At 68.5% G+C, this 25,725-nt stretch carries 26 protein-coding genes; 21 read left to right on the plus strand and 5 right to left on the minus strand.

Annotated features, from left to right (window positions below; translation table 11 throughout):
• The coding region (locus tag E3O32_RS17465; RefSeq protein ID WP_206750994.1) for a hypothetical protein at nt 1-197 on the minus strand (197 nt) is incomplete at its 3' end.
• Between E3O32_RS17465 and lepA the strand changes: the two genes are divergently transcribed.
• The 3 genes from lepA to hemW are packed head-to-tail and all read left to right on the plus strand — an operon-like array spanning nt 196 to nt 3,932.
• Entirely contained in the window at nt 196-2,049 is a 1,854-nt protein-coding gene (gene lepA, locus E3O32_RS08725; protein ID WP_134508630.1) for a translation elongation factor 4, read from the plus strand. The two genes, E3O32_RS17465 and lepA, sit on opposite strands and share 2 nt — an antisense overlap.
• 4 nt (nt 2,050-2,053) lie before the next feature.
• Nucleotides 2,054-2,701: a DUF1990 family protein gene (locus E3O32_RS08730; RefSeq protein WP_134508631.1), complete on the plus strand. Its 648-nt coding sequence runs from the start codon at nt 2,054-2,056 to the stop codon at nt 2,699-2,701.
• Nucleotides 2,702-2,705: 4 nt separating this feature from the next.
• Nucleotides 2,706-3,932: a radical SAM family heme chaperone HemW gene (gene hemW / locus E3O32_RS08735; protein WP_134508633.1), complete on the plus strand. Its 1,227-nt coding sequence runs from the start codon at nt 2,706-2,708 to the stop codon at nt 3,930-3,932.
• Between the two features lie 23 nt (nt 3,933-3,955).
• Here the strand turns inward: hemW and E3O32_RS08740 are convergent, their stop codons facing one another.
• Nucleotides 3,956-4,327 (minus strand): DUF4870 domain-containing protein, encoded by a 372-nt coding sequence (locus E3O32_RS08740; RefSeq protein WP_241974728.1) that lies wholly within the window; start codon nt 4,325-4,327, stop codon nt 3,956-3,958.
• A gap of 43 nt (nt 4,328-4,370) precedes the next feature.
• On the minus strand, nt 4,371-4,823 hold the full coding sequence (locus tag E3O32_RS08745; protein ID WP_134508635.1) for a DUF4870 domain-containing protein: 453 nt from the start codon (nt 4,821-4,823) through the stop codon (nt 4,371-4,373).
• 169 nt (nt 4,824-4,992) lie between these two features.
• On the opposite strand from E3O32_RS08745, the gene hrcA reads away from it, so the two are divergent.
• The 11 genes from hrcA (at nt 4,993) to leuA (ending at nt 18,081) form a co-directional block, all read left to right on the plus strand.
• Complete coding sequence (hrcA, locus tag E3O32_RS08750) at nt 4,993-6,024, plus strand: heat-inducible transcriptional repressor HrcA (RefSeq protein ID WP_134508637.1); 1,032 nt, start codon at nt 4,993-4,995, stop codon at nt 6,022-6,024.
• A gap of 79 nt (nt 6,025-6,103) precedes the next feature.
• Entirely contained in the window at nt 6,104-7,213 is a 1,110-nt protein-coding gene (dnaJ, locus tag E3O32_RS08755; RefSeq protein WP_134508639.1) for a molecular chaperone DnaJ, read from the plus strand.
• Nucleotides 7,214-7,219: 6 nt separating this feature from the next.
• Nucleotides 7,220-7,960, plus strand: a complete 741-nt coding sequence (locus E3O32_RS08760; protein WP_134508640.1) for a 16S rRNA (uracil(1498)-N(3))-methyltransferase — start codon at nt 7,220-7,222, stop codon at nt 7,958-7,960.
• A 19-nt stretch (nt 7,961-7,979) separates the two neighbouring features.
• Nucleotides 7,980-8,372, plus strand: coding sequence for an HIT domain-containing protein (locus E3O32_RS08765; protein WP_134508642.1), 393 nt, complete (start codon nt 7,980-7,982; stop codon nt 8,370-8,372).
• An 82-nt stretch (nt 8,373-8,454) separates the two neighbouring features.
• A complete protein-coding gene (locus E3O32_RS08770; protein WP_134508737.1) occupies nt 8,455-9,468 on the plus strand; it encodes a PhoH family protein in 1,014 nt (337 codons plus the stop codon).
• Entirely contained in the window at nt 9,465-9,932 is a 468-nt protein-coding gene (gene ybeY / locus E3O32_RS08775; protein WP_134508644.1) for an rRNA maturation RNase YbeY, read from the plus strand. Before E3O32_RS08770 ends, ybeY begins: the two co-directional genes overlap by 4 nt.
• The gene (locus E3O32_RS08780) at nt 9,929-11,257 is read left to right on the plus strand and encodes a hemolysin family protein (RefSeq protein ID WP_134508646.1); all 1,329 of its coding nucleotides are present in this window, start codon (nt 9,929-9,931) and stop codon (nt 11,255-11,257) included. The genes ybeY and E3O32_RS08780 overlap by 4 nt, the downstream gene beginning before the upstream one ends.
• Entirely contained in the window at nt 11,241-12,143 is a 903-nt protein-coding gene (gene era / locus E3O32_RS08785) for a GTPase Era (protein WP_134508648.1), read from the plus strand. The genes E3O32_RS08780 and era overlap by 17 nt, the downstream gene beginning before the upstream one ends.
• 155 nt (nt 12,144-12,298) lie before the next feature.
• Complete coding sequence (locus tag E3O32_RS08790; RefSeq protein ID WP_134508650.1) at nt 12,299-13,561, plus strand: alpha/beta hydrolase; 1,263 nt, start codon at nt 12,299-12,301, stop codon at nt 13,559-13,561.
• A 77-nt stretch (nt 13,562-13,638) separates the two neighbouring features.
• Nucleotides 13,639-16,128, plus strand: a complete 2,490-nt coding sequence (locus E3O32_RS08795; protein WP_241974729.1) for a bifunctional lysylphosphatidylglycerol flippase/synthetase MprF — start codon at nt 13,639-13,641, stop codon at nt 16,126-16,128.
• Between the two features lie 180 nt (nt 16,129-16,308).
• On the plus strand, nt 16,309-18,081 hold the full coding sequence (gene leuA / locus E3O32_RS08800) for a 2-isopropylmalate synthase (protein WP_134508652.1): 1,773 nt from the start codon (nt 16,309-16,311) through the stop codon (nt 18,079-18,081).
• A gap of 130 nt (nt 18,082-18,211) precedes the next feature.
• Here leuA and E3O32_RS08805 read toward each other — a convergent pair whose 3' ends face one another.
• Entirely contained in the window at nt 18,212-18,865 is a 654-nt protein-coding gene (locus E3O32_RS08805; RefSeq protein WP_198417542.1) for a hypothetical protein, read from the minus strand.
• 213 nt (nt 18,866-19,078) lie between these two features.
• The gene (locus E3O32_RS08810; RefSeq protein ID WP_134508654.1) at nt 19,079-19,777 is read right to left on the minus strand and encodes a trimeric intracellular cation channel family protein; all 699 of its coding nucleotides are present in this window, start codon (nt 19,775-19,777) and stop codon (nt 19,079-19,081) included.
• Between the two features lie 75 nt (nt 19,778-19,852).
• Here E3O32_RS08810 and recO point away from each other — a divergent pair, with 75 nt between their 5' ends.
• The 7 genes from recO (at nt 19,853) to E3O32_RS08840 (ending at nt 25,721) form a co-directional block, all read left to right on the plus strand.
• Complete coding sequence (gene recO / locus E3O32_RS08815) at nt 19,853-20,575, plus strand: DNA repair protein RecO (protein WP_134508656.1); 723 nt, start codon at nt 19,853-19,855, stop codon at nt 20,573-20,575.
• On the plus strand, nt 20,572-21,390 hold the full coding sequence (locus E3O32_RS08820) for an isoprenyl transferase (RefSeq protein ID WP_134508658.1): 819 nt from the start codon (nt 20,572-20,574) through the stop codon (nt 21,388-21,390). The genes recO and E3O32_RS08820 overlap by 4 nt, the downstream gene beginning before the upstream one ends.
• A gap of 166 nt (nt 21,391-21,556) precedes the next feature.
• Nucleotides 21,557-22,360 (plus strand): heliorhodopsin HeR, encoded by an 804-nt coding sequence (gene heR / locus E3O32_RS08825; RefSeq protein WP_134508660.1) that lies wholly within the window; start codon nt 21,557-21,559, stop codon nt 22,358-22,360.
• A 75-nt stretch (nt 22,361-22,435) separates the two neighbouring features.
• Complete coding sequence (locus E3O32_RS08830; protein WP_134508662.1) at nt 22,436-23,095, plus strand: DsbA family oxidoreductase; 660 nt, start codon at nt 22,436-22,438, stop codon at nt 23,093-23,095.
• Nucleotides 23,092-23,223, plus strand: a complete 132-nt coding sequence (locus tag E3O32_RS17710; RefSeq protein WP_255453687.1) for a hypothetical protein — start codon at nt 23,092-23,094, stop codon at nt 23,221-23,223. The genes E3O32_RS08830 and E3O32_RS17710 overlap by 4 nt, the downstream gene beginning before the upstream one ends.
• Nucleotides 23,224-23,305: 82 nt before the next feature.
• A complete protein-coding gene (gene dusB, locus E3O32_RS08835) occupies nt 23,306-24,481 on the plus strand; it encodes a tRNA dihydrouridine synthase DusB (RefSeq protein WP_134508664.1) in 1,176 nt (391 codons plus the stop codon).
• On the plus strand, nt 24,474-25,721 hold the full coding sequence (locus E3O32_RS08840) for a deoxyguanosinetriphosphate triphosphohydrolase (protein WP_134508666.1): 1,248 nt from the start codon (nt 24,474-24,476) through the stop codon (nt 25,719-25,721). The genes dusB and E3O32_RS08840 overlap by 8 nt, the downstream gene beginning before the upstream one ends.
• The last annotated feature ends 4 nt before the right edge of the window (nt 25,722-25,725 follow it).

The raw sequence follows: 25,725 nt of genomic DNA on the forward strand, positions 1-25,725 counted from the left end.
CACAGCGCCCGATCGCCCGCGCCGACACCAGCCCATCGACATCCGACATGGGACTGAGCGCTGGCCTCGATCGCCAGCCTCCAATAATCAACACGCTCGCCCGCGGTCGCGGGCTGCCGAATCCGGCGCGGCCCCAGGGCCGGCATCGGCCCGGCGAAACCGGCGGCCAGCCAGCTATGGGAGAATTGCCAGACCATGTCACCGAGACCCCTCACCGCGCTTGAACCGGCCGCAACACCTCCCGAGTTCATCCGTAACTTTTGCATCATTGCCCACATCGACCACGGAAAGTCGACGCTGGCCGACCGGATGCTGCAGATCACCGGGGTCGTCGACGACCGGGCGATGCGCGCCCAGTACCTGGACCGGATGGATATCGAGCGCGAGCGCGGCATCACCATCAAGAGCCAGGCCGTGCGGATGCCGTGGGAACTCGACGGACAGACCTACGCCCTGAACATGATCGACACCCCCGGCCACGTCGACTTCACCTACGAGGTCTCCCGTAGTCTGGCCGCCTGCGAGGGTGCCATCCTGCTCGTCGACGCCGCCCAGGGCATCGAAGCCCAGACCCTCGCCAACCTCTACCTGGCGCTCGAGAACGACCTCACGATCATCCCCGTGCTCAACAAGATCGACCTGCCGGCGGCCGACCCCGACAAGTACGCGAAGGAACTGGCCAGCCTCATCGGCGGCAGCCCCGACGACGTGCTGCGCGTCTCCGGCAAGACCGGCGTCGGCGTCGCCGAACTGCTCGACCGGGCGACCCGGTTGATCCCGGCGCCGGTCGGCGATCCGGCCGCCCCCGCCCGCGCCATGATCTTCGACTCGGTCTACGACAGCTACCGCGGCGTCGTCACCTACGTGCGCATGATCGACGGCAAGCTGAACCCGCGCGAGAAGATCCAGATGATGTCCACCCGGGCAACCCACGAGATCCTCGAGATCGGCGTGACCAGCCCGGAACCCACCGTGAGCAAGGGACTCGGCGTCGGCGAGGTCGGCTACCTGATCACCGGGGTCAAGGACGTGCGCCAGTCGAAGGTGGGCGACACCGTCACCACCGCCCTGCGTCCCGCCACCGTGGCCCTGCCCGGCTACACCGAGCCCAAGCCGATGGTGTTCTCCGGCCTGTACCCGATCGACGGCAGCGACTACCCGGCCCTCCGCGAGGCCCTCGACAAGCTCAAGCTGTCGGATGCCTCCCTCGTCTACGAGCCGGAGACATCCGTCGCCCTCGGCTTCGGTTTCCGCTGCGGCTTCCTCGGCCTGCTGCACCTGGAGATCATCACCGAACGCCTCGACCGTGAGTTCGGGCTCGACCTGATCACCACCGCGCCCAGCGTGATCTACGAGGTCACCACCGACGACAAGAAGACCGTCACGGTCACCAACCCGAGCGAGTTCCCCAACGGCAAGATCGCGAAGGTCGAGGAACCGATCGTCAAGGCCGCGATCCTCGCGCCCAAGGACTACGTCGGCGTGATCATGGAACTCTGCCAGAGCCGCCGCGGCACCCTGCTCGGCATGGACTACCTCGGTGAGGACCGGGTCGAGATCCGCTACACGATGCCGCTCGGCGAGATCGTCTTCGACTTCTTCGACAACCTCAAGAGCCGCACCGCCGGCTACGGGTCGCTCGACTACGAGCCGATCGGCTCCCAGGAGGCCGACCTGGTCAAGGTCGACATCCTGCTCCAGGGCGAGCAGGTCGACGCGTTCAGCGCGATCGTGCACCGTGACAAGGCCTACGATTACGGCGTGCTGATGACGGGCAGGCTGCGCAAGCTCATCCCGCGCCAGCAGTTTGACGTGCCGATCCAGGCCGCGATCGGCGCCCGCATCATCGCCCGCGAGTCGATCAGCGCCATCCGCAAGGACGTCCTGGCCAAGTGCTACGGCGGCGACATCTCCCGCAAGCGCAAGCTGCTGGAGAAGCAGAAAGAGGGCAAGAAGCGCATGAAGATGGTCGGCCGGGTCGAGGTTCCCCAGGAGGCCTTCATCGCCGCGCTCTCCGGCGACGAGCCGCCCAAGAAAGAGAAGAAGTAACCGGATGCGACGCGCCACCTTCACCGACACGGCCGTGAGCTACGCGGCCATCGGAGGCACCCTCGCCCCCGACCTTCTCCGCTACCCGCCGAACGGCTACCGGCCGATCGAGCGCACGGTACGCCTCGGCAGCGGGGAGGAGCGCTTCCAGCTGGCCTCCAAGTCGCTGATGACCTGGGGTGTGCAGCGGGGGAGCGGGATGACCGTGACCGACCTGCTGAGCAGCACCGGAGAGCAGTACACCGGCCTCGTCTTCAACGCCGACGGCCAGGCCGCCAGGGACCAGAAGAGCGCGGCGAACGAGGCGACGTTCGGCGACGACGGCACCCCGTACATCGTCAACGGCATGTCAGCGCACCTGTCCGTCAAGGTCGGCCCGTTCACCATCGACGCCCCCGTGCGGGTCGTCTACGTGATCGACGAGCCCGACCGGGTCGGCTTCGCCTACGGCACCATGGTCGGGCACCCGGCCAGCGGCGAGGAATCCTTCATCGTCGACAAGCGGGACGACGACTCGGTCTGGCTGACCATCCGCGCCTTCTCCCGGCCGAGCACCTGGCGCTACCGGCTCGGCTGGCCCGTCGCTCGGTTGCAGCAGGCGAAGTTCACGAAACGCTACCTGCGCGCGCTGCACCCGCTCGGCGCGGCCTAACCCGATGGGCAGCGCCCTTCCCCTCGGTGACCCTGCACCCCGCGACGGTCTGCTGCCTGAGTCGGCGGCGGCCGGCGCTGCCGGACGTGACTTCGGCGTCTACCTGCACGTGCCGTTCTGCCGGGTGCGCTGCGGTTACTGCGACTTCAACACGTACACGGCCACCGAACTGCGCGGGGCGTCCCAGCACGACTACGCCGGCCAGGCGATCACCGAGGTCGAGGCGGCCGGGCGCATCCTGGACGCGTCAGGGATGCCCGCCCGTGAGGCGGCCACCGTCTTCTTCGGCGGCGGCACGCCGACCCTGCTGCCGGCCGACGACCTGATCCGGATGCTGGACTCCGTGCGCAGCACCTGGGGTCTCGCAGCAGGCGCCGAGGTCACCACCGAGGCGAACCCCGACTCCGTCGACGCGGCCTACCTCGCCCGGCTGGCCGCCGCGGGATTCACCCGGGTCTCGTTCGGCATGCAGTCGGCCGTTCCGCGCGTGCTGGCCACCCTCGAGCGCACGCACGACCCGGAGAAGGTGCCGCTCGTCGTGCAGTGGGCCCGTGACGCCGGACTCGACGTGAGCGTCGACCTGATCTACGGCACGCCGGGGGAGACGCTCGCCGACTGGCGGGCGAGCCTCGAGCAGGCCATCGGCCTGGCGCCGACCCACATCAGCGCGTATTCGCTGATCGTCGAGGAGGGCACCAAGCTCGCCCGGCAGATCAAGCGCGGCGAGCTCGTTCCGGTCGACGAAGACCAGCAGGCCGAGTTCTACGAACTCGCCGACGAGCTGCTCGCCGACGCCGGTTACGGCTGGTACGAGGTCAGCAACTGGGCGACGGATGAGGCCCACCGGTCCCGGCACAACCTCGCCTATTGGACCAGCCAGGACTGGTGGGGCGTCGGACCCGGCGCGCACAGCCACGTCGGCGGGGTGCGCTGGTGGAACGTCAAGCATCCGTCGGCGTACGCCGACCGGATCCTCGCCGGGGACTCCCCGGCGGCCGGCCGGGAGACCCTCGACGCAGCCACCCGGGAGGTCGAGCGCGTGCTGCTGCTCACCCGGATCCGGGAAGGCATCCCGATCGCTTCGCTCTCCGTGCCGGGCCGCCACGAGGTCGCCGGGCTGATCGCGGATGGGCTCATCGACGCGAAAGCCGCCCTGTCCGGGTCGATTGAACTGACTCGGAGAGGACGGCTGCTCGCGGATGCGGTCGTGCGCCGGTTGCTGACCGACTGACCGGTGTTCGAGCCTGCTCCGACCTAGCTGATGAACTTGATGGTGAGCGGGTACGTGTAGTACTCGCCCTTGTTGGCGGCCAGGGCCGCCATGATCCCGAACACGATCGTGAGGATCCACGCGGCGAACAGCACAAGGAAGCCGACCAGGACCAGGGTCAGGATTCCACCGACGATATAAGCGATGAGAAGCGTGATCTGGAAGTTCAGCGCCGTCGCGGTGTGCGCACGGATGAACGGTCCGCGGTCCTTGAGTACCAGGTAGCCGATCAGCGCCGGCAGGAAGCCGAACAGGATTCCACCGATGTGGATCAGGGTGGCCCAGAGTTTCTCATCGGACGGATTCATGGGGGTCGGCGCCTGGTAAGGGCTGGCCGGTGGGGGCATGGCGGACATTCGAACTCCTTCTATCAGTGACGGTCGACGGGCGTCGGCTGGACTACTTGATCAGGCGGAGGGCGAACGGGTACTGGTAGTGCTGACCGTCCTTTGCCTTCAGGAAGCCCATGATCGAGAAGATCACTCCGACGACCCACAGCACCCACGCTAGTCCTGCGAGGACTCCGCCGATGCCGAACGTGACCATCGCGATGAAGGTCGCGAGGATGTTGACGGCGACATAACCGATCAACAGGGTGATCTGGAAGTTCAGTGCCTCCTTCGCCTCCACCGCCGTGAACCGGCCGCGGTCCTTGAACACGAGCCAGATGATCAGCGACGGCAGGAAACCGAGCACTCCGCCGAGGTGGGCGAAGGACGCCCACTGGCGGTCATCGACGTCGGAGAGCGGTGCCGCGGCCACCGGGGCGGAGGCTGCCGGCTGGTACGGAGCTTGCGGGGGCCGTTGGCCCAGGTTCGGGTCTTCGGGGGTGTGACCGGTGGAATCGCTCATGATCGTGCCTTTCAGCGCACAGGGAGAGGTGCATTACATGCCTAAGCTACTGCGCCTATTCCTCACGGGGCAATGGGACGCGCCCAGCGGCTGGCGGTATGATTGGCAGTCAAACACCCCGAGTGCCAGCCGAGACCGGCGCTCGCGACCGACTGAGGAGGCGATTCGCATGGTGTCAGATCGCAGTCTCGAAGTTCTGCGCGTGATCGTGCAGGACTATGTCGCGTCGAGGGAGCCCGTCGGGTCCAAGTCCATCGTCGACCGCCACTCCTTCGGGGTCTCCGCGGCCACCATCCGCAACGACATGGCCATCCTTGAGGAAGAGGAGCTGATCGCGGCCCCGCACACCTCCTCCGGCCGGATTCCCACCGACAAGGGCTACCGGGTGTTCGTCGACCATCTCGCCGACCTGCGTCCCCTCTCCGTCGCACAGCGCCAGGCCATTGAGACGTTCCTCGGCCAGTCCGCCGACCTCGACGAGGTGCTGTCCCGCAGCGTGCGGCTTCTGTCCCAGCTCACCCACCAGGTCGCGCTCGTGCAATACCCGTCGCTGTCCCGGGCCAGGGTGCGGCACATCGAACTCGTGCCTCTCTCCGACACCCGGCTCCTCTCCATCCTGATCACCGACGCGGGCCGGGTCGAGCAGCGCGTGATCGAGCTGCCTCGCCCGCTCGACGAACCCGTCCTGGTCGACCTCCGGGCCCGGCTCAACGCCGCGGTCATCGGCCTGAGCATGACCGAGGCCGCGGCGGCGCTGGTCGCGACCGACCTCGCGGGTGCCTCCGGCCCCGGCCCCGCGCCGCAACAGGAGGCCGTCGACCTGATCAGGGACACCCTCCGCAACCAGATCGGCGCCAATCGGCAGGACCGGCTCGTGATGGCCGGGGCGGCGAACCTGGTCAGAACAGAGGAAGACTTCACCGGGAGCATCTACCCGGTGCTCGAGGCCATCGAGGAGCAGGTCGTGCTGCTGCGCCTCTTCGGCGAAATGGCCACCGACCAGCACGGCGTATCGGTGAGCATCGGCCGCGAGAACGCGCCGTTCGGCCTGGCCGAGACCTCCGTGCTCACGAGCGGTTATTCCTCACAGGGCGGGGACCTCGCCCGGCTGGGCGTGCTCGGCCCGACCCGGATGGACTACTCGAACAACATGGCCGCCGTGCGCGCCGTCGCCCGCTACCTGTCCCGCATCCTCGAATAAGCCCCAGATCGAATAAGCCCAGACTCCACACCGAACACACCCACAGATCCAAACCCGAACAGACCTAGGAGAGCCAGCTTTGGCTGACCATTACGAAGTACTCGGTGTCGCCCGCGACGCCACGACCGATGAAATCAAGAAGGCCTACCGGCGCCTCGCCCGGCAGCTGCACCCCGACGTGAACCCCGGTGCGGATGCGTCGGAGCGGTTCAAGTCGGTCACCCACGCCTACGACGTGCTCAGCGACGCGAAACAGCGCGACAACTACGACCGCGGTGGCAACGGCCGCTCCGGCGGAGGGTTCGACGCGGGCAACTTCGGCAACTTCGGCGACATCTTCGAGACCTTCTTCGGCGGCGGCGGCACCAGCCGCGGCCCCAAGTCCCGCCGCGACCGCGGCCAGGACGCACTGATCCGGGTCGAGCTCGACCTCGACGAGATCATCTTCGGCACCCACCGCGACCTCGAGGTCGACACGGCGGTCCTCTGCGCGAGCTGCAGCGGCACCTGCTGCCAGCCGGGAACCGCGCCGGTCACCTGCGACATCTGTCACGGCACCGGCAGCATCCAGCGGGCCGTGCGTTCGCTGCTCGGCAACGTGATGACCTCGAGCCCCTGCGGCTCCTGCCGCGGCTACGGCACCATCATCGCCACCCCGTGCGTCACCTGCCAGGGCCAGGGGCGCGTGCGCGCCCGTCGCACCGTCCCGGTCGACATCCCGGCCGGCGTCGACACCGGCCTGCGCCTGCAGATGCCCGGCAGCGGTGAGGCCGGTCCGGCCGGCGGGCCGAACGGTGACCTGTACCTCGAGATGAAGGTGCGCCACCACGACGTCTTCAGTCGCGACGGCGACGACCTGCTCGCCACCCTCGAGGTGCCGATGACGGACGCGATCCTCGGCACCACCGCCACCGTCAAGGCCCTCGACGGCGACATCGAGGTGGAGGTGCGGGCCGGCGTGCAGAGCGCGGAGGTCATCACCATCAAGGAACGCGGCGTCACCCGGCTGCGCGGCAACGGGCGCGGCGACCTCAAGATCGGCGTGCACGTCGCCACCCCCACCAAGCTCGACCACAAGGAGCGGGAGCTGATCGAAGCGTTCGCCGCCCGGCACAAGTCCCCGGCGCCCACGCTCAGCGCGGTGCAGCAGGGACTCTTCTCAAAGCTTCGCGACCGGTTCCGCGGCTAGAAGACCGTGGCGCATTTCTTCATCGACGATTCCCTGCGCGCCGGCTCGGCCGTGCCGGGCAGCGTCCTCTCCATCGACGGCGCCGAGGCGAGGCACGCCGTCACGGTGAGCCGGGTCAAGCCGGGCGAGCGGCTTCGGATCGGGAACGGCGCCGGCCTGATGCTCGACGTCACCGTGACGGGCGTCGACGGGGGCCGGCTCACCTTCCGGGTCGATGAGGCCGACGTCGTCGAACCCGGCACGCCGCGGATCCTGCTCGTGCAGGCCCTGGCCAAGGGCGACCGCGACGAGATGGCCGTGCAGGCCGCGACCGAACTCGGCATCGACGGCGTCCTCCCGTGGGCCGCGTCCCGGTCGGTCGCCCGCTGGGAGGGCCCCAAGGTCGCGAAGGGCCAGGCTCGCTGGGCGAGCATCGTCCGGGAAGCATCCAAACAGTCGATCAGGGCGTGGCTGCCGGAGGTGGCCGGGCTGACGAGCACCCGGCAACTGGCCGCCCTGGCGGGAAGCACCCGGATGCTCCTGCTCGAGCCGACCGCGGAGCTCCGGCTCACCGAAATCGCCGCCCCCACCGACGACCGGGACATCCTGCTCGTCGTCGGGCCCGAGGGCGGCATCTCGACGGCCGAACTGGACCAGCTCGAACAGGCCGGGGCCACCCGGGTGCGCCTGGGCGAGACCGTGCTGCGCACCTCGACCGCCGGACCGGCGGCCCTCGCCATCCTCAACGCAACCCTCGGCCGCTGGTAGCGCCGCTTAAGATAGAGCTATGACTTCCACCGGCCAGGAACCGTCCCTCTTCAGCCGCATCGCCGCGCGCGAAATCCCGGCGACTATCGTCGCCGAAACCGACCGGATCATCGCCTTCGAGGACATCGCCCCGCAGGCGCCGGTGCACGTCGTGATCACCACCAGGACCCAGCAGTACCGCAACGTGGTCGAGCTCGCGGCCGGGGATCCCGGGCTGCTGGCGGAGCTCGTCGCGGTCGCGGCCGGGATCGCGGCCGAGCGCTCGAACGGCCAGTTCCGACTGGTCTTCAACACCGGCCAGGCCGCCGGCCAAACCGTGTTCCACGTGCACGCCCACCTGCTCGCGCAGCCCGGACCCGGTTCGCCGGCCGGGGACGACTCGCTCGGGGAGGGCTCCCTTGCGTTCCGCTGACACCGGCGACGACGCCGGGAACCCGGCCGGGAACCAGGCCGAGAACCAGGTCGAGGAGCGGGTGTCGGTCGACGGCATCGCCATGGTCCGCCTCCTCGGCGCCCAGGACCGTCTCCTCAGCACCATCGAACGGGAGCACCCCGGTGTCTCGGTGCACGTGCGCGGCAACGAGATCACCCTGACCGGGCAGGCCGGCGAGGTCGCGGCCGCCCGCCGGCTGATCGATGAGCTGCTGCTGATGATCCGCGGCGGGCGCGACCTCGCCGAGGCCGAGGTGACCTCGTCGTCGCGGATGCTCGGCGCCGACAGTTCGACCAGCCCGTCCGAACGCCTCGGCCCGGCCATCCTCTCCTCCCGGGGAAAGAGCATCCGCGCCAAGACGCTCGGCCAGAAGGACTACGTCGACGCCATCGACACCGCGACGATCGTGTTCGGGATCGGCCCCGCCGGAACAGGCAAGACCTACCTGGCGATGGCCAAGGCGGTCCAGGCGTTGCAGCGCAAGGAGGTCGACCGGATCATCCTGACCAGGCCGGCCGTCGAGGCAGGGGAACGCCTCGGCTTCCTCCCCGGCAGCCTGACCGAGAAGATTGACCCGTACCTGCGGCCGCTCTACGACGCCCTGAACGAGATGATGGACCCGGAACTGGTGCCGAAGCTCCTCGCCTCCGGCACGATCGAGGTGGCGCCGCTCGCCTACATGCGCGGGCGCACCCTCAACTCCTCATTCGTCGTGCTCGACGAGGCGCAGAACACCACTCCCGAACAGATGAAGATGTTCCTGACCCGCCTCGGGTTCGGCTCCAAGATGGTCGTCACCGGCGACATCACCCAGATCGACCTGCCCGTCGGGTCGAGCGGGCTCCGGCTCGTCACCCGCGTGCTCGACCAGGTCGACGACATCCGTTTCGTGCGGCTGACCAGCGCCGACGTCGTGCGCCACTCCCTTGTCGGCCGGATCGTCGACGCCTGGACCGAGTACGACGCCCAGAAACAGGCCCAGCGCTACGAGAGCGAGCAGGCCCATGAATTCGCCAAGCGCGGACCCCGCTCCGGCACCCCACGCGACCGCCTTCCGAAACGGAGCACCTCTTGAGCATCGAAATCAACAACGAATCCACCATCCCGGTCGACGAGGCCGTCATCCTCCGGCTGGCCGCCTATGCCCTCGACTCGATGCACGTGCACCCGGATGCCGAGCTCGCGATCGTTCTCGTCGACGAGGGCGCCATGGAGCAGCTGCACGTGCAGTGGATGGACGAACCAGGTCCCACCGACGTGCTCAGCTTCCCGATGGACGAGCTCCGCCCGGGCACCGAAGACGAGGAGACCCCGCCCGGCCTGCTCGGCGACATCGTGCTCTGCCCGCAGGTGGCCCAGGCCCAGGCCGAGACGGCGGGGCACAGCACGCTCGAGGAACTCCTGCTCCTCACCACCCACGGCGTGCTGCACCTGCTCGGGTTCGACCACGCCGAACCGGCGGAGGAGAAGGAGATGTTCGGAATCCAGCGTGACATCCTGATCGGTTTCGCCCTGCAGGAACGCCTCCGCAACCGATGATCATCGGGTGGTTTCTCACCGCGGCCGTCTTCCTGGTGGCCTTCGGCGGCCTGATGGCCGCCGTGGACTCCGCCATCACCGCGCAGTCCCGGGCCGACATCGCCGACCTGGCTGACACCTCACGGGCCAAACGGTCCCTGGCCGCGATCGCCGCCGACACCGGGGCGCACCTGAACGCGATCAGTTTCATGCGGATCATCGCCGAGACCACCTCGGCGGTGCTCGTGACCCTGGTGTTCGCGACCACGATCGACCAGCTCTGGCTGGCACTGGTGCTGTCCGCCGCGCTGATGACGGCCGTCTCGTTCGTGCTGGTCGGCGCGAGCCCGCGCAGTGTCGGCCGTGCCCACCCGAAACAGCTCCTGGCCGGCACGGCGCCGGTGGTGCATTTCCTCCGGGTGCTCCTCGGCCCGATCGCCAACGCACTGGTCGCGCTCGGCAACCGGGTCACGCCGGGCCGCACCCGGCTCGCCACGTTCACCTCGGAGGACCAGCTGCTCAGCATGGTCGACGAGGCAACCGAACTGGATGTGCTGGAGGAGGACGACCGGGAGCTCATCCACTCCATCTTCGAGTTCAACCAGACCGTCGTGCGCGAGGTGATGATCCCGCGCACCGACATGGTCACCATCGAGGCCGACGCGTCGATCGGCGCCGCCATGGGCCTGTTCCTGAGCAAGGGCATCTCCCGGGTGCCGGTGATCGACGGCGAGGTCGACGACGTCACCGGCATCCTCTACCTGCGCGACGTCGCCCGGCTGGTCTATGAACGGCCGCCGAATGTGGAGGCCCTGACCGTCGCCGAGCTCGAACGCCCGGCCGTGTTCGTGCCGGAGTCCAAGAAGGCCGACGACCTGCTCCGCCAGATGCAGCTCGAGTCGAACCACCTCGCGATGGTGGTCGACGAGTATGGTGGAATCGCCGGGCTGGTCACGCTCGAGGACCTGATCGAGGAACTCGTCGGGGACATCTCGGACGAATACGACCGGGACGTCGTGGAGGTCGAAGACCTCGGCCACGGACGCTTCCGGGTCAGCGCCCGGCTGCCGGTCGACGAACTCGGCGAGTTGTTCGACCTGGAGTTGGACGACGACGAGGTCGATTCGGTCGGCGGGCTGCTGGCCAAGGCACTCGGCCGGCTGCCGGTGGCCGGTTCGGTCGCCCGCACCAGCGGGCTGGTCCTCACCGCGGAACGCACCGAGGGCCGCCGCAAACGAATCAGCACTGTGCTGGTTGAACGAGACGAAGCGCTGATTGACGCGCAGACCGCATTCCTCGGAGTGTCGGACGACGAGGGAGAGAACGGTCATGACGACAGAAAATGAATTCCGGGCGGGATTCGTGTCCTTCGTGGGGCGCCCGAACGTGGGCAAGTCCACCCTGACCAACGCGCTGGTGGGCGAGAAGGTCGCGATCACGTCTTCGAAGCCGCAGACGACCCGCCGTGCGATCCGCGGGATCGTGCACCAGAAGAACGGCCAGCTGATCCTGGTCGACACGCCGGGCATCCACAAGCCGCGCACCCTGCTCGGCGAGCGTCTGAACAGCCTGGTCCAGTCGACCCTGGCCGGCGTCGACGTGGTGGGCCTGTGCATCCCGGCGAACGAGCCGATCGGCCCGGGGGACCGGTTCATCAACGAGCAGCTCGACAACTTCCCGCGGGCACGCAAGGTCGCCATCGTGACCAAGATCGACGCGTCCTCGAAGACCAGCGTCGCCAACCAGTTGCTCGCCGTCTCCGAACTGCGCGACTGGGAGGCGATCGTGCCGATCTCGGCGACCAGCCGCATCCAGCTGGACATCCTCACCGCGGAACTGCTCCGGTTGCTGCCGCATTCGGACGCCCCGCTCTACCCGGCCGACGCGGTCACCGACGAGAGCCTGGAATCGCGCATCTCGGAGTTCATCCGCGAGGCCGCGCTCGAGGGCGTCACCGACGAACTCCCGCACTCGATCGCCGTGACCATCGACGACATCATCGAGCGTGACGACCAGGAACTGGTCGAGGTCTACGCCAACCTCTTCGTCGAACGCGACAGCCAGAAGGGCATCATCATCGGCAAGTCGGGCAGCCGGCTGAAGGATGTCGGCATCCGCGCCCGCAAGCAGATCGAACCGCTCGTGGGCAAACGGGTCTTCCTCTCGCTGCGGGTGAAGGTCGCCAAGGAATGGCAGCGCGACCCGAAGCAGCTCGGACGCCTCGGCTTCTAGCCGAACCGCCCCACGATCCGGCCTGAGCCGCGACCTGTGCGCCTGCAGTGAGTTTGCTGTGGCCTGGCCGACCCGAGTCTGAGGCCTCGCTCAGAACTGGGTATTTCGCGTGCGCCGGCACCGTCGCGGTGTGAGAGTGGGCACGGAGGAATCGAATGAATGCGCTGCTGGACACCAGCCTCGTCGGAGGTCCCTTCCTGATCGGACTGTATCTCCTGACCGGCCTGTTCGTCGCCGGGCTGCTGCTCCGGCGGCAGGGTGTGCGCGCCGCCGCCCTGACCCTGGCCCTCGTGCTGGCCGGCGCCGTCGCCGGCTGGGTGCTGGTCTGGCTGGTGAGCGACGTCTGGGACCTCTTCGGTGTCTCCATGTCCACCCCCACCCGGCTCTGGACGGCCAGCCTGGTCGGAGCCCTCGTGCTCGCCGTCACCAACCTGTTCGGTGCCCGGCCCCGGCGCCGGGTTCTCGCCATCGTCGCGATTCCGCTCTGCCTGCTCACGGCCGCCGCCGGGATCAATGCCGAGTTCGGCCAGTTCAACACCGTGCGAGCCGCCCTCGGCATCCCGCTCTACGGGGCGCTCACGGATGCCCTCGCCGGCCCGGTCCCTCCCATCACCGATACCAGGGGCACCGTCGGCACCGTGACGATCCCGGCCACCGTGTCGGGTTTCGCCGCCAGGGAGGCCATGGTCTACCTCCCGGCGGCGGCCCGGACTGCCAAACCCCCGGTGCTGCCGGTCATCGAGATGCTCTCCGGGCAGCCGGGCAGCCCGAGCGACCTGTTCACGGCCGGCCGGCTGGCCGGCATCCTCGACGCCTGGGCGGCCACCCACCACGGCCTGGCACCGATCGTGGTCGTTCCCGACCAGCTCGGCGCCCCCGACCGGAATCCGATGTGCGTCGATTCGAAGCTGGGCAACTCGGCCGGCTACCTCACCGTGGACGTGCCGGCCTGGATCCGCGCCCACTACCGGGTCGCGGCTGCGCCGGGCGGCTGGGCCATCGCCGGGTTCTCCCAGGGCGGCACCTGCTCGATCCAAGTCGGCGCCGACCATCCGGAGCTCTACGGGACTGTTCTCGACATCTCCGGGGAACTGGCACCCAAGGCGGGCAACCCGCAGCAGACCGTGCAGGCAGGATTCGCGGGCAGCGCGGCCGCCTACGCCGCCGCCGCACCCAGCGCCATCCTGGCCGCGCACGCGCCCTACCGGGCTCTCCACATCATCTTCGCGGTCGGCGGCGACGACACCAGGTACATCGCCTGGACGAATACCCTCAGGGCGGCGGCTGAACGGGCCGGGGCGACCACCGACCTCCTCGTGTCCCCGGGCACGGCCCACGACTGGCACACGGTGGTCTACGCCCTGACCCGGGCGCTGCCCCTGCTGGCCGCGCACACCGGGTTGACGGTGAACCCGTGACCGCGCAGCAGCCCGTGACGGCACCGCGCCGGGCGGAACGGCGCCGGCCGGCACCGCGCTGGGCTGCACTGGGTCGGGTGGTCCGGCATCAGGCGGCGCGTCAGCCGGTCACCCTCGCCTACGCGCTCATCCTCCTGGTCCTGGCCACCGCCACCGGCCCGCTCCACGGCCCGTCCCGGCAGGTGCGGCTGCTGCTGGGAACCGGCTACGAATCCGTCGTCGAGACGGGCCACTGGTGGACGCCGCTCACGTCCGTCTTCCTCGTCGACAACGGCGCCGAGCTGCTGCTCGCCCTGGCCGGCGCGGTCATCCTGCTCGGCTATGCCGAACGCCTGATGGGAAGCGGCCGCACGATCATCGTCTTCGCCGGCTCGGCCGTGCTCGGCGCCGCCGGCGGCATCCTGCTCCAGGACGCCGGGGTCGCCGGCGGCGAACTCTGGTCCCGGGGGGTGAGCGAGCTCTTCGCGCTCGACCCGTTCACGCCGATCTTCGGCACCATCATGGCCGCAAGCTGTTACGCCGGCCCCCTCTGGCGACGGCGCATCCGGGTGCTCACAATCTCCGCAGCCCTGGTCCTCCTGCTCTACTCCGGTCAGCCCTCCGACGTCTACCGGTTGATCGCCGCCCTCGTCGGCCTCGGCATCGGGGCACTGTTCCGGCCCAGCCGGATCGATTTCACCTGGCGGCGCAGTTCGCACCACGAGACCCGCACCCTGCTCGCAGCGGTCGCCGGCGTGCTCGCCGTCGGCCCGCTCATCACGATCTTCTCCGGCGCCCGGTTCGGCCTGCTCGCCCCGCTCGGCCTCCTGCTCACCCAGGACGTGCCCGCAGCCACCGACGTCGTCGACCGGTGCCTGCTCGGCAACATCACCCGGCAGTGCGTGCACGAGCTCACCCTCGAACGCATCGGCGGCGCCGGCCCGGTGCTGGTCAGCCTGCTGCCGCTGCTCACCCTCCTCGTCGCGGCATTCGGCCTGGCGCGCGGCCGACGCTTCGCGGCGTGGCTCGCGATCGTCGTCAACGCCGGGATGGCGGTGCTCGGGGCCTGGTACTACGGTCTGCTGCCAGTCTCCGGCCAGCCGTACGTCTGGCGCTGGCACTCCGCCCACTACTGGGAGATCGCCCTGGTGCTGGTGGTGTCGGTGCTCGTCCCCCTGGCCACGGCGATCGTGCTCGCCGCCAATCTCCGCCGGTTCCCGGTACGGGGCAGACCTGGGCGCCGCCGCCGGTTCGCCCTCACGGTGGTGCTCAGCTTCGTCGGGCTGGCCTCGCTCTACGTCGGCGCCGGTTGGCTGCTCCGCGACAGCTTCCGACCCAGGGTCACCCTGATCGACCTGGTCACGGATGTCCCCGAGCGCTTCATCCCGGTCGGCTTCCTCCGGCTGGAGCGGCTGTCCTTCCTCCCGACCGACTGGATCTCGGCCACCCTGTACCAGTGGGTCGGCCCCGTATTCTGGATCATCGTCATCGTCGGCGCCATCCTCGGCCTGCGCAGCGGCACCGCGGGCGTGGGCCGGGACGACCAGACCCGGTTGCGGGAGATCCTCACCCGCGGTGGTGGCGGCTCCCTCGCGTTCATGGCGACCTGGGAGGGCAATTCAATCTGGTTCACCCCAGCCGGCGACGTCGCCATCGCCTACCGGGTGGTCAACGGTGTCGCGATCACCACGACGGAGCCGATCGGCCGGGCGGAGCGGGGAGCGCAGGCGATCTCCGACTTCGCCACCATGTGTGACGACCACGGCTGGATCCCGGTCTTCTACAGCCTGCACGGCAGCTGGCAGGCGACGTTCAGCCGGATGGGCTGGCAGTCGATGGGCATCGGCGAGGAGACCGTGCTGCGCCCCCGCAGTTGGGACCCGACGGGCAAGAAGTGGCAGGACATCCGTTCGTCGATCAACCGGGCCGACCGGGCCGGAGTGCGAGCGGTCTGGACGGATCACAAGGCCCTCGGCGTGCTCCAGTCCCTGCAGATCACCGAGATCTCCGAGCTGTGGGTGCAGGAGAAGGAGCTCCCCGAACTCGGCTTCACCCTCGGCGGCCTCGATGAACTGCGGGACCCGGCCGTGCGCCTCATGCTCGCCGTCGACGCGGACGAGCGGGTGCACGCCGTGACCAGTTGGATGCCCAGCTACCGGGACGGGATCGTCGTCGGCTGGACCCTCGACTTCATGCGCCGCCGGCCGGACAGCATGAACGGTGTGATGGAGTTCCTGATCGCCCGCACCATGGCGATGATGAGCGAACAGCCGGAGATCGAATTCCTCAGCCTGTCCGCCGCCCCGCTCGCCCAGACCGGGGTGCAGCCGGGCGCGGAGGCAGGCCAGGAGCGGGCCGGCAGCCTGGCGGCACGGATGCTGGACTTCCTCGGCCGCAGCCTCGAACCCGTCTACGGCTTCCGATCCCTGCTGGCCTTCAAGCGCAAATTCCAGCCCGAATTCCAGCCCCTGTTCATGGCCTACCCCGACCCGGTGGCGCTGCCGGCCATCGGGATCGCGCTCGCCCGCGCCTACCTGCCGACGCTGTCGATGCGGGAGGCGCTGGTCTTCGTCCGCGGCCTCGGCTAGGTGCCGGTGCCCCGGCATCCGGTGTCGAAACGCAATCGAAACTGGGGCCAAACGATGCTAAGTTAAAAATGTGTTTGCCGGTGCGCTCCTCCTTAGCTGCCGCGACGAGTCCTACTGAGGCCTCCCTCGTCGCGGAGTTTGTCGTTGGCTGACCACCAATTCGCGAGGAGATGAAGGATCATGAAGAACAACCAGACCGCGTCGGCGATGCCGATCCACAAGTACCGTCCGTACCACGAGCAGTTCCGGGTTGACCTGCCCGACCGCACCTGGCCGACGAAGCAGATCAGCCAGGCACCGCGCTGGTGCGCCGTCGACCTGCGCGACGGCAACCAGGCCCTGATCGACCCGATGAGCCCCGAGCGCAAGCGCATCATGTTCGACATGCTCGTGCGCATGGGCTACAAGGAGATCGAGGTCGGCTTCCCGTCCGCGAGCCAGACCGACTTCGACTTCGTGCGCAGCCTGATCGAGCAGAACGCCATCCCCGACGACGTGACCATTCAGGTGCTCACCCAGGCCCGCGAACACCTGATCCGCCGCACCTACGAGTCGATTGCGGGCGCCAAGCAGGCGATCGTGCACCTGTACAACTCCACCAGTGTGCTGCAGCGCGAAGTGGTCTTCCGGGAAGACAAGCAGGGCATCATCGACATCGCCCTGTTCGGGGCGCGCACCTGCCGGGAGATGGAGAAGACCGTCCCCGGCACCACCGTCTACTACGAGTACTCCCCGGAGAGCTACACCGGCACCGAACTCGAGTTCGCCGTCGACGTGTGCAACCAGGTGATCGAGGTCCTCGAACCGACGCCCGAGCGCAAGGTCATCATCAACCTGCCGGCCACGGTCGAAATGACCACCCCGAACGTCTACGCCGACTCGATCGAGTGGATGGGCCGTCACCTCGCCCACCGCGAGAACGTGCTCATTTCCCTGCACCCGCACAACGACAGGGGAACGGCCATCGCGGCCGCCGAACTCGGTTACCTGGCCGGCGCCGACCGCATCGAAGGCTGCCTCTTCGGCAACGGCGAGCGCACCGGCAACGTGGACCTGGTCGCCCTCGGGGTGAACCTGTTCACCCAGGGCATCGACCCGCAGATCGACTTCAGCAATATCGACGAGATCAAGCGCACCGCCGAGTACTGCAACCAGCTGCCCGTTCCCGAGCGCAGCCCCTGGGCGGGCGACCTCGTGTTCACCGCGTTCAGCGGGTCGCATCAGGACGCCATCAAGAAGGGCTTCGAGGCCATGGCGGCGGATGCCGCGGCGCGAGGCTGCTCGGTCGACGACCTGCCGTGGGCGGTTCCCTACCTGCCGATCGACCCGAAGGACCTCGGCCGCAGCTACGAGGCCGTAATCCGGGTCAACTCCCAGTCCGGCAAGGGCGGAGTCGCCTACCTGCTCAAGACCGACCACGCGCTCGACCTGCCGCGCAAGCTGCAGATCGAGTTCTCCGGGGTCGTGCAGTCCAAGACCGACGCCGAGGGCGGTGAGGTCACCAGCGAGCAGATCTGGGAGATCTTCAACGACGAGTACCTGCCGGCGAGCCACACCACGCCCGACGCCAAGTGGGGGCGCTTCGAACTGCACGCCACCCGCACGTCGAGCGACCTGTCCGGCACGGTTGAACTCTCGGTCGACCTGCGCGACGACAGCACGGTGGCCAGCGCCGTCGGCTCCGGCAATGGCCCGATCGCGGCGTTCCTCGGTGTGATGGCCGAGCGCGGAATCGCGATCACGCTGTACGACTACGTCGAGCACGCCATGTCGGCCGGCGGGGACGCCCTCGCGGCGGCCTACGTCGAACTGGACGTGAACGGCAAGCGGTTCTGGGGCGTCGGCATCGATGCCGACATCTCGACCGCCTCGCTGAAGTCCGTCGTCTCGGCGGTCAACCGCGGCATCCGCGCCGAGGCCGGCAAGCGCCGCCTCGCCGACGCATCCGTCTGACCGCACAACTGCGTGACCGCATGACTGACTGACTGCACAACTTATTCACAACGCATCCGCCGGGAGCCGCCCCTCGTGGGCGACTCCCGGCGGATGCTGTTTGCTGTTCGGACGGACTGTTCGAGGCCGCTCAGCCGCGGGCGTCGACCGACTCGCGGACCCGGGGCTGCGCCGCTTTCGTCGGAGCCTCCGCCGCCGCGGCCGGCTGTTCCGGCGCCTTCCTGGACGTCGCTGTCCGGCCGAGCACGCCGACGCAGTCGTCGATCGACCCGGCGAGCAGCTCGTACAACCGGTCGTCGGGGTTGGGCGTGCACGCCTCGGCGATGCCCTGAACGGCCACCCGGATGATGGTCTCGGCCGTGCGGTCGGTGAACTTCGAGCGGGACCAGGACCCCATCGAGGCAATGAAATCCCGTGCCCAGCGTTCGGCTTCGGGCGCTTCGTCGAATGCTTCCCGGATCCGCAGGGCAAGGCCCTCAGGCAGCTCCCCGGTGTCACCGGCCAGGTGCCGTTCGCAGTTCAGGATCCCGACCGCGAGTGCGTGCTGGTGTTCGGCGCTGGTCACCGACAGCGCCGACGTCGCGGCGCGGACGGCGATCAGCAGGCGCACCCGGGGATCGTCGCCACGGAGGCCGATTACCGACGGGATGAGCGGAACCAGTCGAGACCTGGCCGTGTCTGAGGTGCAGTCGTTCACCATCCTGGCCAGTGAGGCCAGCAGCGGGTGGGTGCAGGTGGGGTGGTCGGTCCAGGCTTCGCCGGCGAGGTAGGAGGCGAACTCCATGAAACATGCGCCCGACCGTGGGTTTCTATGCTTTCCCCTGGAAAGCACGGGCATGAGGTCTGGCACCGGCATCGGGCCGGGTGTGTTTCCTTTCAGTAGATTCATGAGCATCCTCCAAGCAGGGTGAATTCTTCTCACTAGTGTCACCCCGTGCGGCAGGAAAGGCGAGAGTGAATTCGCCCTGCTGTGGGGGATTTCACAGGATTCTGGTCGTCAGGCCCCGCGGTTGCGGCGGCGGAAGGCGACGATGTTCTCGTTGCGTCGCCAGCGCGGCCAGCTGCCGATCGCCCGCTGCTGGGGGAGGCTCCAGCCGTAACGGGCCGCGAGCACGCGGATGACGGTCGTCACCACGACGCAGCTGATCCCGGCGATCGTGATCGGCACCTGGAGCACGAACAGCACCACGAGCAGCCCGCTGCCCACCCCGGCGGCGACGGCGTAGAACGAACCGACGTGCATCACCGCGATCGGCACGTTCAACATCATGTCCCGGAGCGCCGACCCGCCGACGGCCGTGATCACTCCCACGAACAGGGCGGGGATCTCCGGCAGCCCCTGGGCGAGCGCCTTGCTGGTGCCCAGGGCGCCGAACAGGCCGATCGTGACGGCGTCGAGGGTGATGATGAGCGGGCCGAGCCGGTTGAACAGGCTCTGCAGGAGCATGCCGAGCAGGGCTGCCCCGGCCGACACCGGCAGGTACCAGTTGCTCTGCAGGGCGGCCGGCACGCCGTCGAGCATGATGTCGCGGAGCAGGCCGCCGCCGAGCCCGACGGTGATGCCGATGAACGCGATCCCGAGCAGGTCGAAGCGGCGGTCGGTGAAGCGCCCCGCGAACATGGCGCCCTGGATCGCGCCGATCGCGACGGCCGTGAGGTCGAGCCACAGCGGGATCGTGAAGGAGGTTGTGGGCACACCCAATGAAACCACTGAAACGCGCGCTGCGGCGTGCACGCTGGCATCCGTCGCCGCAAGTGGGACAATCGTGATGTGCCTGTCTACCGTGATGAAGCCGTCGTGCTGCGCACCCAGAAGCTGGGTGAAGCCGACCGCATCGTCACCATGCTCACCCGCAAGCACGGCAAGGTGCGCGCGGTGGCCAAGGGAGTGCGGCGCACCGCGTCGAAGTTCGGGGCGCGGCTTGAGCCGTTCATGGTCGCCGACGTGCAGCTCTACGAGGGCCGCAGCCTCGACATCATCACCCAGGCCGAGTCGATCGGGTCGTACGGTGCGCAGATCACCGCCGACTACCCCAGCTACACCGCGGCCAGCGCCATGGTCGAAACCGCCGACAAGCTGACCGAGGCCGAGGGCTCGCTGCAGCAGTACCTGCTGCTGGTCGGCGCGCTGAGGTCGCTGTCCCGCCAGGAGCACGGCGCCGGCCTCACCCTCGACTCCTACCTGTTGCGCGCCCTGTCGATGGCCGGCTGGGCGCCCAGCTTCCAGGACTGCGCCCGGTGCGGCGCCCAGGGCAGCCACTCCGCGATCGTCGTGCAGGTCGGCGGGATCGTCTGCGACGACTGCGCCGCCCCCGGCTCGCCGAGGCTCGACGCCCAGACGATCGCCCTGCTCAGCTCCCTGCTCACCGGTGACTGGGACCACGCCGAATCAACCCCTGAGAAGACCAGAGCCCAGGCCACCGGGGTGGTCGCCGCGTACACGCAGTGGCACCTCGGCCGCGGCCTCCGATCGTTGGAGCATGTCAGTCGATGACCCCGAATCCGTTCGCGCCCAAACCGTTCACCCATAAGGACGCGATGCCGTTCAAGCCCCTGGACTGGACCGGGCTCTACCCGCCGACCCTTCCACTGAAGGTCGTCCCCGAGCATGTCGCCGTGGTGATGGACGGCAACGGCCGGTGGGCGAATGCCCGGGGCCTGCCACGGGTGGAAGGCCACAAGGCGGGGGAGGCGGCGCTGCTCGACGTCGTCGCCGGCGCCATCCAGATCGGCGTCAAGCACCTCAGCGTCTACGCTTTCTCCACCGAGAACTGGAAGCGCTCGCCCGACGAGGTGCGCTTCCTGATGGGGTTCAACCGGGACGTGCTGCACCGCAGGCGTGACCAGCTCAACGAATGGGGGGTGCGCGTGCGGTGGGCCGGGCGGAAGCCCCGGCTCTGGGCATCCGTCATCAACGAGCTGCAGTTCGCCGAACGACTGACCGCCGGCAACGACGTGCTCACCCTGACCATGTGCGTGAACTACGGCGGGCGCACCGAAATCGCGGATGCCGTGCGCGCCCTGGCCGAGGACGTCGCGGCCGGCCGGTTGAAGCCGTCCGGCATCACCGAGAAGTCGATCCAGCGGCACCTGTACACCGCCGACCTTCCCGACGTCGACCTGTTCGTGCGCAGTTCGGGGGAACAGCGCACCAGCAACTTCCTGCTCTGGCAGAGCGCCTACGCGGAGATGGTCTTCCTCGACACCCTGTGGCCGGACTTCAGCCGGGTCGACCTATGGCGGGCGATCGAGCTCTACGCGACCCGGAACCGCCGCTACGGCGGCGCCGTCGACGCTCCCTCCGCCTGAGTCCCGGGCCGGCCCCGCCCGTCGCGACCCGTCCAGCCCCAGCCCGAGCCCCTTTCCGCAGCCCGCGCCCGCCGTCGCTGCCGGGTCTCGACCGGCTCGAGCAGCGGAGGGGCCGAGATCGGATCAATGCTAGGTTGGCCCCAATATCAGGCGAGGGAGGCCAATCATGGCGAAGAAGACATACACCTCTGACCAGCAGATCGACCGGCTGAGGGTTTACAACCTCGTCGCGGGGAGCCTGCACCTTCTCCAGGCCATCGGCTTCGCGATCGTGCTCCTAATGCTCAGTTCGCAAGTTCTCTTCGCCGTCACGGCCGACTACCTGGCCGGTCCTCCCGGATTCCCCATACCGCCCGAGCGTGTCACGGTGTTCGAAGTGAACATCGGAATCGGCGTGGTGGCGTTCCTGGCGTTGAGCGCGTTCTTCCACTTCCTCATCTCGAGCCCCTGGTTCTTCGGCCGGTACAAGGGCGGGCTGCTGCAGAGCCGCAACTACTTCCGCTGGACCGAATACTCGCTGAGCTCCTCAATCATGATCTGGCTGATTCTGGCCATCAACGGCGTGACCGACATCGCGGCGCTGTTCGCCGTCTTCGCGGTGAACGCCGCGATGATCCTGTTCGGTGCCCTGCAAGAGAAGTACGAGCAGCCGGGATCCGGCGGAATGCTGCCGTTCATCTTCGGGTCGATGGTGGGCATCGTGCCCTGGATCCTGATTCTGATCTACTTTCTCCGGCCGGGCAGCGCGAACGAGGTTGCGGCGCCCGGTTTCGTCGTCGGCATCGTCATCTCGCTCTTCGTCTTCTTCAACACCTTTGCCATCAACCAGTGGTTGCAGTACAAGCAGGTCGGAAAGTGGAAGAGCTATCTTCAGGGGGAGCGCACGTACATCACGCTGAGCCTGGTCGCCAAGACAGCCCTGGCCTGGCAGGTCTTCTCGGGGGCGATCATTCCCGCGATAACGGGCTGACCGCGCGGGGCCTGGTCTCGACAGGATCGACCGCCGGGACGGGAATACTGGGGCGCGCCGCCGGTTGGCCTCAGAGTGAGCGAAACCATCAAAGTAGACATCTGGTCCGACGTGCAGTGCCCCTGGTGCTACATCGGAAAGCGCAAATTCGAGGCCGGCGCGGCCCTCTTCGACGGTGACGTCGAGGTCGAATACCACAGCTTCGAACTGGCGCCCGATACCCCCGTCGACTTCGACGGCAGCCCGGTCGACTACCTCAGCCAGCGCAAGGGCCTGCCCGTGGCGCAGGTCGAGGAGATGCTCGAGCGGGTCACCGGGATCGCCGAAAGCGTCGGCCTGCACTACGACTACGACTCCGTGCACCAGACGAACACCGTCATCTCGCACGAGTTGCTCCACTACGCGAAGGCACACGGGCGCCAGCTCGAGATGAAGGAGCGACTGCTCAAGGCCTACTTCGTCGACGGCCTGCACGTGGGCCGGATCGAAGACCTCGCCGACCTGGCCGCCGAAATCGGCCTCGACCGGGCCGACGTGGTCAGGGCGCTCACCGCCCACGACTACCTGGCCGACGTCAAGGCCGACGTCGCCCAGGCCAACGCCTACGGCATCCAGGGCGTTCCCTTCTTCGTCATCGACGGGAAGTACGGGATCTCCGGAGCCCAGGACCCTGATACCTTTGCGCAGGCTCTCCGCCAGGCCGCCACCGAGAAATCCGAGGAGAAGAACAAATGACCGAACAGACCAGCACCGCCGAGGCGACCACCCCGGTCGGCACCCCGGCAGCGGCTCCCGTCCCCACCATCGAACTGCTCGGCAATGCCGGCGGCGGATGCTGCGGCGGCGGCTCCTGCGGAATCTGAACACCCCGCTCGACGACACCGCTTCACGCCGTTCACCGCGGGCGTCGAGCGGTGTCGCCCGGGTCTGGGAGAATTGAACGAAATGATTCCTGAAACTGCGACCAGCCGCGCCGCGCCGCTCTCGATCGGCCCCCTCACGCTGGATGTCCCCGTCGTGCTCGCGCCGATGGCCGGCATCACCAACACCGCCTTTCGCAGGCTCTGCCGTGAATTCGGCGCTGGGCTCTACGTCAGCGAGATGATCACCTCCCGGGCGCTCGTCGAGCGCACGCCCGAATCGATGCGTCTGATCAACCATCATGAGAGCGAAACCACCCGGTCGATCCAGCTGTACGGGGTCGACCCCAAGACCGTGTCCGATGCGGTCACCATGCTCGTCGCGGAAGACCGGGCCGACCACATCGACCTCAACTTCGGCTGCCCGGTGCCCAAGGTCACCCGCAAGGGCGGCGGAGCTGCCCTCCCGTGGAAGCTCGGCCTGTTCCGGCAGATCGTCGAAGCCGCCGTCACCGCGGCCGGCGCCGTCCCGGTCACGGTGAAGATGCGCAAGGGCATCGATTCCGACCACCTCACCTACCTGGAGGCAGGCAAGGCCGCTGAAGGGGCCGGCGTCTCAGCGATCGCGCTCCACGCGCGCACCGCGTCAGAGCACTACTCCGGCGTGGCCGACTGGTCGGCGATCACGACCCTCAAGAACACCATCACCAGCGTGCCCGTGCTCGGCAACGGTGACATCTGGTCCGCCGACGACGCCCTGCGCATGGTCGCTGAGACCGGCTGCGACGGCGTCGTCGTCGGCCGCGGCTGCCTGGGCCGGCCGTGGCTGTTCGGTGACCTCGCGGGGGCCTTCCGCGGCCAGTCGACCGGGGAGCAGACCGCGCTGATCCAGCCGAACCTCGGCCGCGTCGCCGAGACCTTCCGCCGGCACGCCGAACTGCTCACCGAATTCTTCGACAGCGAAGAGCGGGCCTGCCGCGACATCCGCAAGCACGTCGCCTGGTATTTCAAGGGCTACCCGGTCGGCGGCGACCTGCGCGCGAGCCTCGCCTCGGTCGTGTCGCTCGCGCAGCTCGACGACCTGCTCGGCACCCTGGACTGGCAGCAGGAATACCCCGGCGTCGGCGCCGAGGGTCCGCGCGGCCGAGCCGGGAGCCCGAAGAAGACGTCGCTGCCCGAACACTGGCTCGACTCCCGGGAGATCGCCGGCGCGGAACGGGCCAACCTGACCGAGGGCGAAGGGGATACCAGCGGTGGCTAACGAAACCGGGTACAGCAGCACAGACGAGGAACGCTGGCTGCCGGAGGTGCACGGCTCGCGCCGCAGCGACTTCGCGCGCGACCGGGCCCGGCTCCTGCACTCCAGCGCCCTGCGCCGCCTCGCAGCCAAGACCCAGGTGCTCAGTCCCACCGCCGGCCTCGACTTCGCCCGCAACCGGCTCACCCACTCGCTCGAGGTCGCCCAGATCGGCCGGGAGCTCGCGCTCCGGCTCGGCCTCGACCCCGACATCGTCGATACGGCCTGCCTCGCGCACGACATCGGGCATCCGCCGTTCGGTCACAACGGGGAGAAGGCGCTCAACGCGTGGTCCCTGGACATCGGCGGCTTCGAGGGCAACGCGCAGACCCTGCGGCTGCTCACCCGGCTCGAACCGAAGGTCTTCGGCGACGACGGCCGCAGCTACGGGCTGAACCTGACCCGGGCCAGCGTCGACGCCAGCTGCAAGTACCCCTGGCCGGAGGACTCCTCCGTCGCCGATCCCAGCGGCCGGGCCAAGTTCGGTTTCTACCACGACGACATCGCCGCCTTCGAATGGATGCGCGCGGGCGCGCCGGAGCGCCGCCTCTGCATCGAGGCCCAGGTGATGGACCTGTCCGACGACATCGCCTACTCCGTGCACGACTTCGAAGACGCCGTCGTCAACGGGTACCTGGACATCGCCGAACTCGGTGGGCGGGCCAGCACCGAACTCGTCTCCTCGATGCACTCCTGGATCGGCGGCGCCGTCTCGCACGCCGAACTGGCGCAGGCCTATGACCGGCTGGGCGCCCTCGACTACTGGTTGCACGGCTGGACCGCCGGGCGGCGCGACCAGGGGCGGCTGAAGAACCTCACCAGCCAGCTGATCGGCCGGTTCTCCGGCGCAGCGGTGCGGGCCACCCGTCAGGCGTACTCGGGGGAGCAACTCATCCGCTTCGGCGCCCACGTCGTCGTTCCCCGCGAGGTCCAGGCGGAGATCGCCGTGCTCAAGGGCATCGTCGCCGCCTTCGTGATGTCGAAGAACACCCGCCAGCCCATCTACCAGCAGCAGCGGCAGGTGCTCACCCTGCTGGCCGAGCGCCTGCACGCCACCGGCGACGAGCACCTCGACGCCGGCTTCCGCGAGGACTGGCACGCGGCCGTAGACGACGCGGCCCGCAAGCGCGTCGTCGTCGACCAGGTTGCCAGCCTCACCGACCAGTCCGCGCTGGCCTGGTATGAACGTCTCGTGCAGAACTGACAAT

The sequence above is a fragment of the Cryobacterium mannosilyticum genome (genome assembly GCF_004402705.1).
In the GTDB taxonomy this organism is placed as follows: Bacteria; Actinomycetota; Actinomycetes; order Actinomycetales; family Microbacteriaceae; genus Cryobacterium; species Cryobacterium mannosilyticum.

Bases quoted from the DNA above. Each gene is read 5' to 3' on its own strand.
- E3O32_RS08805 (WP_198417542.1), bottom strand. From the start codon at position 18,865: ATGGAGTTCGCCTCCTACCTCGCCGGCGAAGCCTGGACCGACCACCCC.
- E3O32_RS08780 (WP_134508646.1), top strand. From the start codon at position 9,929: ATGATCATCGGGTGGTTTCTCACCGCGGCCGTCTTCCTGGTGGCCTTC.
- era (WP_134508648.1), top strand. From the start codon at position 11,241: ATGACGACAGAAAATGAATTCCGGGCGGGATTCGTGTCCTTCGTGGGG.
- E3O32_RS08745 (WP_134508635.1), bottom strand. From the start codon at position 4,823: ATGAGCGATTCCACCGGTCACACCCCCGAAGACCCGAACCTGGGCCAA.
- E3O32_RS08765 (WP_134508642.1), top strand. From the start codon at position 7,980: ATGACTTCCACCGGCCAGGAACCGTCCCTCTTCAGCCGCATCGCCGCG.
- E3O32_RS08740 (WP_241974728.1), bottom strand. From the start codon at position 4,327: ATGTCCGCCATGCCCCCACCGGCCAGCCCTTACCAGGCGCCGACCCCC.
- E3O32_RS08770 (WP_134508737.1), top strand. From the start codon at position 8,455: ATGGTCCGCCTCCTCGGCGCCCAGGACCGTCTCCTCAGCACCATCGAA.
- heR (WP_134508660.1), top strand. From the start codon at position 21,557: ATGGCGAAGAAGACATACACCTCTGACCAGCAGATCGACCGGCTGAGG.
- E3O32_RS08730 (WP_134508631.1), top strand. From the start codon at position 2,054: ATGCGACGCGCCACCTTCACCGACACGGCCGTGAGCTACGCGGCCATC.
- E3O32_RS08790 (WP_134508650.1), top strand. From the start codon at position 12,299: ATGAATGCGCTGCTGGACACCAGCCTCGTCGGAGGTCCCTTCCTGATC.
- hemW (WP_134508633.1), top strand. From the start codon at position 2,706: ATGGGCAGCGCCCTTCCCCTCGGTGACCCTGCACCCCGCGACGGTCTG.
- E3O32_RS17710 (WP_255453687.1), top strand. From the start codon at position 23,092: ATGACCGAACAGACCAGCACCGCCGAGGCGACCACCCCGGTCGGCACC.
- lepA (WP_134508630.1), top strand. From the start codon at position 196: ATGTCACCGAGACCCCTCACCGCGCTTGAACCGGCCGCAACACCTCCC.
- leuA (WP_134508652.1), top strand. From the start codon at position 16,309: ATGAAGAACAACCAGACCGCGTCGGCGATGCCGATCCACAAGTACCGT.
- hrcA (WP_134508637.1), top strand. From the start codon at position 4,993: ATGGTGTCAGATCGCAGTCTCGAAGTTCTGCGCGTGATCGTGCAGGAC.
- dusB (WP_134508664.1), top strand. From the start codon at position 23,306: ATGATTCCTGAAACTGCGACCAGCCGCGCCGCGCCGCTCTCGATCGGC.
- E3O32_RS08820 (WP_134508658.1), top strand. From the start codon at position 20,572: ATGACCCCGAATCCGTTCGCGCCCAAACCGTTCACCCATAAGGACGCG.